This is a genomic window from uncultured Rothia sp. (assembly GCF_937976295.1).
GTDB lineage: Bacteria > Actinomycetota > Actinomycetes > Actinomycetales > Micrococcaceae > Rothia.
Genome location: NZ_CALJRY010000035.1, coordinates 1 through 7,208, shown reverse-complemented (window position 1 = coordinate 7,208; position 7,208 = coordinate 1). Strand labels below are relative to the sequence as shown.

4 protein-coding genes, 1 tRNA gene and 1 pseudogene are annotated in these 7,208 nt (G+C 57.5%); all 6 read right to left on the bottom strand.

Annotated elements, in window-relative coordinates:
• Positions 1-198 precede the first annotated feature (198 nt).
• Positions 199-272 (bottom strand) — tRNA-Ile (locus Q0216_RS00955).
• A gap of 200 nt (positions 273-472) precedes the next feature.
• Positions 473-1,069, bottom strand: coding sequence for a DUF3566 domain-containing protein (locus tag Q0216_RS00950; protein ID WP_298592193.1), 597 nt, complete (start codon positions 1,067-1,069; stop codon positions 473-475).
• Positions 1,069-3,699, bottom strand: coding sequence for a DNA gyrase subunit A (gene gyrA / locus Q0216_RS00945; RefSeq protein ID WP_298592191.1), 2,631 nt, complete (start codon positions 3,697-3,699; stop codon positions 1,069-1,071). Before gyrA ends, Q0216_RS00950 begins: the two co-directional genes overlap by 1 nt.
• Before the next feature lie 79 nt (positions 3,700-3,778).
• On the bottom strand, positions 3,779-5,809 hold the full coding sequence (gene gyrB, locus Q0216_RS00940) for a DNA topoisomerase (ATP-hydrolyzing) subunit B (protein WP_298592189.1): 2,031 nt from the start codon (positions 5,807-5,809) through the stop codon (positions 3,779-3,781).
• Positions 5,810-6,223: 414 nt separating this feature from the next.
• Positions 6,224-6,919, bottom strand: a complete 696-nt coding sequence (locus Q0216_RS00935) for a DUF721 domain-containing protein (protein WP_298592188.1) — start codon at positions 6,917-6,919, stop codon at positions 6,224-6,226.
• A pseudogene (locus Q0216_RS00930) lies at positions 6,912-7,208 on the bottom strand (DNA replication and repair protein RecF); the annotation flags it as partial. The pseudogene Q0216_RS00930 and the gene Q0216_RS00935, both read right to left, overlap by 8 nt.

Below are 7,208 nucleotides of genomic sequence, written 5' to 3'. Positions count from 1 at the left end.
ACCCCTAACCCTCTGCTTGCAAAGCAGATGCGCTACCAATTGCGCCACGCCCCCGTCTCAGCGGAAACCACTGTTTAGTTATTTTTCCAAGCCTTTACGACTTCATTGTTCTGATACTTTTTCAAGACCATCACAGTGACACACGAAAGAACAGTAAGAATCAATAATTTCTTCATTATTGCCTTTCAAAGTGTGGAGTGGGCGTACCAAGAATCGAACTTGGGACCTCTTCGTTATCAGCGAAGCGCTCTAACCGTCTGAGCTATACGCCCTCCTTCTGCGGAATTTCTTCCGTAGAACGAGATATAACTATACAGGTGTTTGAAGGTAACACCAAATCGAAAAAGTATGTTCTACATCACACTTTATTACTACTTTCCTCCCCAGGTACACAGAGCCGGGCATACAGAACGGGCGGCACCGCCTCCACCAGAGACAGCACCGCCCGCACACAAAGCTCAAAAGCTACAAACTAGGACTCATCGCTCAGAGTCAAGGTCACGCCACCAACCAGCTTCGCAGCCAGGTTGTACAGAATCGCACCAATCATACCCAGCAGAGTGAAGACCACAGTGTTGACCACAGCAAAAATAGTAGTCACCAAAGCAACCTGACCCAGCGAAATCATCTGCGAAATATCCACAGTGGTCGAACCGGTACCCAAAGAGCTAATTAGCTGATTCATACCGGTAAACGCGCCAGAAGCCTGCAGGAACAGCCACAGAATCACCGAAGCCACCACAGTCACAATGCCCAGAGCAATAGACAGCAGGAAGATCAGCTTAGCTACCGACCAAGTATCAACCTTCTGAACCACCAGACGCGCGCGACGAATCTTCGAACGCGGTGCCGGACGCACCAGCTGACGGCGCGAACCGGTCGGACGCTTAGCGTTTACAGGGCGCTTGCCGGCAGGACGCTTAGCGGTACCGCCAGGACGAGCCTGGCCCGAACGCGACTGAGCCGGGCGACGCGCGCCAGCCTTAGCCGCACCCGAAGACTGGGATGCACCAGCCGACGCCGAACGCTGTGCCGACGCAGGAGAGGAGCTCGCGGGAGTGCTGCTCATTAGTTACCTCCAGTAGCGGTGAGATCGGCAGCTGCCGCTTCACCCTCGTTGTCCATACCGGGCACCTCAGAAGATTCCGAAGCCTCGGCGTTCTCAGTAGTTTCATCGTCGCTATCATCCAGCTGACGATCCTGGTTGCGTGCAACACCAATAATAGAATCGCCCTTACCGGGCTTTGCAAAGATAACACCCATAGTATCGCGTCCCTTCGCAGGAACCTCATTCACATTCGAGCGAACGACCTTGCCGCTGGCCATAACCACCAGCACCTCGTCCTCTTCATCCACAATGAGGCCACCCACCAGGGCGCCACGATCCTCAACTAGCTTAGCAACCTTAATGCCAAAACCATTACGACCCTGCACGCGGTACTCATCCACGCTCGTACGCTTCGCGTAACCGCCTTCAGTGACCACGAAGACGAAGGAGCCCTCAGTGACCACATTCGCAGAAATCAGCTCGTCGCCCTCACGGAACTTCATACCGGTCACACCGGAAGTGGAGCGACCCATCGGGCGCAGCGACGCGTCATCAGCGTGGAAGCGCAGCGACATACCGTTACGCGACACCAGCAGAATATCGTCCTGAGCCGACACGGTGAACGCCGAAACAACCTCATCGCCCTCACGCAGATTAATCGCAATCAGGCCGGCAGTACGGTTCGTATCGTAATCGCTCAGGCGGCTCTTCTTCACCATGCCGCCGCGAGTAGCGAGCACCAGGTACTCAGCATCCTCGTAGCTCTTCAGCTCCATCACCTGAGCAATATGCTCACCGCCCTGGAACTCCAGCAGGTTCGCAATATGCTGACCCTTCGCGTCACGGCCGGCTTCCTGCAACTCGTAGCCCTTCGCACGGTACACGCGACCCAGGTTCGTGAAGAACAGAATCCAGCTGTGCGTAGTGGTCACAAAGAAGTGCTCCACCACATCATCACCGCGCAGCGAGGCACCCTTAATGCCCTTACCGCCGCGGTGCTGGCTACGGTACTGATCACTGCGGGTGCGCTTAATGTAGCCGCCGCGAGTAATCGTCACCACGACCTCCTCCTCGGGGATGAGGTCTTCCATGGACATATCGCCGTTGTAGCCGTACATAATCTGGGTGCGACGCTCATCGCCGTAGCGGTTCACAATCTCGCCCAGCTCCTCAGAGATAATCTCGCGCTGGCGAGTCTCCGAAGCAATAATCGCGTTGTACTCAGCAATCATGCGCATCAGCTCATCGTGGCGATCCTGAATCTTCTGACGCTCCAAAGCAGCCAGACGACGCAGCTGCATGTTCAGAATTGCCTGTGCCTGAGCCTCATCAATCTGCAGGAACTCCATCAGGCCGCTACGCGCCTCATCAGCGGTGGGGGAGCGGCGAATCAGGGCAATAACCTCATCCAGAGCATCCAGAGCCTTCAGCAGGCCGCGCAGGATGTGCGCCTCTTCCTCCGCCTGACGCAGACGGTAACGGGTACGACGAACGATAACGTCCATCTGGTGATCCACCCAGTGGCGCACAAACGCATCCAGGGACAGGGTGCGCGGCACGCCATCAACAATGGCGAGCATATTCGCGGAGAAATTCTCCTGCAGCTGGGTGTGCTTGTACAGGTTGTTCAGCACAACCTTCGGGGAAGCATCACGCTTGAGCACAATCACCAGACGCTGACCGGTACGACCCGAAGTCTCATCGCGCAGATCCGCAATGCCGGTAACCTTACCGTCCTTGATGAGCTCAGCAATCTTAATCGCCAGGTTATCCGGGTTCGCCTGGTACGGCAACTCGGTGACTACCAGGCAGGTACGACCGTGAATTTCCTCCACATTGACCACCGCGCGCATGGTGATAGAGCCACGGCCGGTGCGGTACGCGTCCTCAATGCCCTTGGTGCCCAGAATCTGCGCACCGGTGGGGAAGTCGGGGCCCTTAATGCGCGCCATCAGCGCGTTCAGCAGCTCCTCATTGGTCGCGTGCGGGTTCTTCAAGAACCACTCCACACCCTCGGCAACCTCACGCAAGTTATGCGGCGGGATATTGGTCGCCATACCCACAGCAATACCCGAAGAACCGTTGATCAGCAGGTTCGGGATGCGCGCGGGCAGAACGGTAGGCTCCAGAGACTTGCCGTCGTAGTTGGGCTGGAAATCAACGGTGTCTTCGTTGATGTCACGCACCATCTCAAGGGCAATGGGGGCCATCTTGGTCTCTGTGTATCGAGGCGCTGCAGCGCCGTCGTTACCGGGGGAGCCGAAGTTACCCTGACCCAGTGCCAGCGGGTAACGCATGATCCAGCTCTGAATCAGACGCACCAGAGTGTCGTAGATAGCGCTATCGCCGTGGGGGTGGAACTGACCCATCACGTCGCCAACCACGCGGGCGCACTTATTGAAGGATCGGTCCGGGCGGTAGCCGCCGTCGTACATCGCGTAGATTACGCGGCGGTGCACGGGCTTGAGGCCGTCACGTACATCCGGCAGGGCGCGGCCAATAATAACCGCCATTGCGTAGTCCAGGTAGGAACGTTGCATTTCGGTCTGCAGGTCCACCTGTTCAATGCGGCCGTGCTGGCCTACATTTTCAGCATCACCGTTGCTGACGACGTCAACCTCAGTGGATTTATTCTGCTGTTCTTCGCTCATAACTTTCTCATTCATCAATGATTCACTCGACTATATAGCTTATTTGGCATATTCCATACGGGGCATATGCCGTTTCGGGCTAGATATCGAGGAATCGAATGTCCTTTGCGTTCTGCTGGATAAACTCACGGCGAGCCTCAACGTCCTCGCCCATCAGAACAGAGAAGATCTGGTCAGCCGCAGCGGCGTCTTCCATCTTCACCTGCAGCAGGGTGCGGCGAGCCGGGTCCATGGTGGTGTCCCACAGCTCGGTGTAGTCCATCTCACCCAGACCCTTGTAACGCTGAATGCCGTTGTCCTTGGGCAGGCGCAGGTTCTTCGCCGCACCACGAGCCAGAGCCTCATCACGCTCAGCATCCGAGTACACGTAATCGTGCGGAGCATTCGACCACTTGATGCGGTACAGCGGCGGCTGAGCCAGGTACACGTAACCCGCCTCAATCAGCGGACGCATAAAGCGGAAGAGCAGGGTCAACAGCAGAGTCGTAATGTGCTGGCCATCGACGTCCGCATCCGCCATCAGAACGATCTTGTGGTAGCGTGCCTTCTCAATATCGAAGTCATCACCAATGCCGGTACCGAAAGCGGTAATCATCGCCTGAATTTCAGCATTGGACAGGGCACGGTCCAGGCGAGCGCGCTCAACGTTCAGGATCTTACCGCGCAGCGGCAGAATAGCCTGAGTGTTCGGGTCACGACCCTGAACAGCCGAACCACCCGCGGAGTCACCCTCCACCAGGTAAATCTCAGAGATCGACGGATCCTTCGAGGAGCAGTCCTTGAGCTTACCGGGCATGGAGCTGGTCTCCAGCAGGCCCTTACGGCGGGTCGTCTCACGTGCCTTACGGGCAGCAATACGCGCCTGAGCGGCGGTGATAGCACGGCGCACGATATCCTTCGCCACCGCGGGGTTACGACCGAACCAGTCACCAAGGTGATCGTTCACCTCACGCTGGGTGAAGGACTTAGCCTCCGAGTTACCCAGCTTGGTCTTGGTCTGACCCTCGAACTGCGGCTCGGAAATCTTAATCGAAATCACCGCGGTCAGGCCCTCACGCACGTCTTCACCGGTGAGGTTATCGTCCTTATCGCGCAGCAGCTTGTTCTCACGCGCGTAACGGTTCACCAGCGAGGTCAGAGCGGCACGGAAACCCTCTTCGTGAGTACCACCCTCGTGGGTGTTAATCGTGTTCGCGTACGAGTAGACGGACTCCTTGTACGCACCGGTCCACTGCATCGCAACTTCCAGGCTCATGTTGCGCTCGGTGTCTTCGGATTCGAAGGAGACAATCTCCTCGTTCACGATGGTCTTCGCGCCCGCGTTGAGGAAGTGTACGTAGTCGAACAGACCGTTATCGTAACGGTAGGTGACGGTCGTGAAACCGTCAGCGTTCGCGCGCACGCGGTTGAGGATGTTCTTCTCGCCCTCTTCGGTCACCTCGTCACCGACGAACTTCTCACGCTCATCGGTCAGGGTAATGGTCAGGCCCTTGTTCAGGAACGCCATCTGCTGGAAACGCGCACGCAGAGTCTCAAAGTCGAACTCGACGGTCTCGAAAATCTCCGGGTCCGGGTAGAAAGTCTGGATAGTACCGGTCTTATCCGACGGCTCACCCTTACGCAGGGGCCCATCCGGAACACCACCGTTAGAGAAGGAAATATGCCACGCGTAGCCCTGGCGGTGCACCTCAGTAATCACGCGGGTCGACAGCGCGTTCACCACGGAGATACCCACGCCGTGCAGACCACCGGAAACCGAGTAGCCGCCGCCGCCGAACTTACCGCCAGCGTGTAGCACGGTCATGACGACCTCAACGGTGGACTTGTGCTCGGTGGGGTGCTCATCCACGGGGATACCGCGGCCGTCATCCTGTACGCGGACAGCACCATCAGCCTGAATGGTCACGTCAATTTTGGAAGCGTAGCCGGCGAGCGCTTCGTCAACCGAGTTATCTACAACCTCGTAGACCAGGTGGTGCAGACCGCGCTCAGTGGTCGAGCCAATGTACATGCCGGGGCGCTTGCGAACCGCTTCCAGACCTTCCAGCACGGTAATATCGGATGCACCGTATTCATGCTGCTGTTCAGATGCATTCTGTTCAGATGCCACGAGGCAGAACTCCTTGAGTAGATGATGCAACCGGCGAAGAAAAATTGCGGGCCGCTCAGAGGGGAGCCTAGAACGCCTCACGAAGAGCACCAGAAAGTGCCTGTACAACCCGTGGTGCCGGTGGTGCCCATAGGTGGGCACACTTTACGCATTGTCTCTTTTATTTTACCGAGCAAGAGAGCTTAAAACCATTTACGGGCGTCATTTATTGAGCTTTTTGAGAGCTGTCACCCGCTCAAAAGCCCGCAAAGGCGGTTTAGAGTGCCTCAACCCCCTCTTGAGGTAGGGGGTACAGTTCACTACTTCGTAGAGTTTGCCGGCGATTCTATAGCTTTCATGAGGTGCAGAAAAGTGGCACGTTTTAGACAACGTGCCCCGAATCCTAATTTTTCTATCCGCTCTGACGCGCTGCATCTACCCGTAGGTGTCGCGTACACCGCGCATGCCGGTCGCGCGCCGATAGCCTCGCTGATTCCAGCGTCCGTTGTTCGGGCCCAGTACGCGAACCTGGGCTACGACACCTTCACCCAATTCGCGACGGAAAAGCTCGATGAGGTGTCCGTGCATCAGGCGCAGCTGAGTCGTCCAGGCGGTGGAGTCGCACTGGACTTCAACAATGGAGTTTTCGAAGCTAATCGGGCGGGTGTGCGCCGCGATTTCAGGCCCCACTAGCTCAGCCCAGCGAGCCAGCACGCTAGAGACTGCCACGGGCTCTTTCCAGCCGCGAGAACGAATCAGGGCACTGACGATGCCGCCGAGGGGCTTAGGGTCGCGAGAGCTCTCTCCGGGGCCGCTATAGCCGCCCATGACGCGGGGGTCCCAGCCCTGCGCTCGCCGTGATTTCTTCTTCGAGGCGGTACCGGACATGACCGCACCAAAATCGCGCATGATTTTATTCGCTGAGAAGGCGTTCAGGGGTGCCTCGCCACGTTCTTGAGCCGCCACTCGCATGCGGGTCAGCAAGGCGGAGGGGGCGTCCACCTCGTCACGGTAGAACTCACTCACACCGTCAACCTCGCGCGGGTTTTGAGGCTCCGCAAACTGCGATTGCGTGAATTCATCGAATGTTTCACGTGAAACATGGTTTTGGGGACGGGCAGAATTACTCATCACCGCCACCTTCCGCGAACGCAGAAACGGTCGAGCTCGACTGCCCCGCAGAGTCAGTGACAGAGATAGCGGCAGGGTCGGTGACTGAGTCGGCGGCAGGCTGCACATACTCGGCGTGCCCCGCCGTCACCGACACCAGGCGGTAGTCACCCAGCTCCTCCGGAATATCACTGAGCACCGCGCAGGTAATCAGTACCTGCTCTGCGTCGGCAACCATCGCGCCCAGGCGGTGGCGGCGCGCAGAATCAAGCTCCGCAAACACATCATCAAGAATCAGAATCGGCGAAGA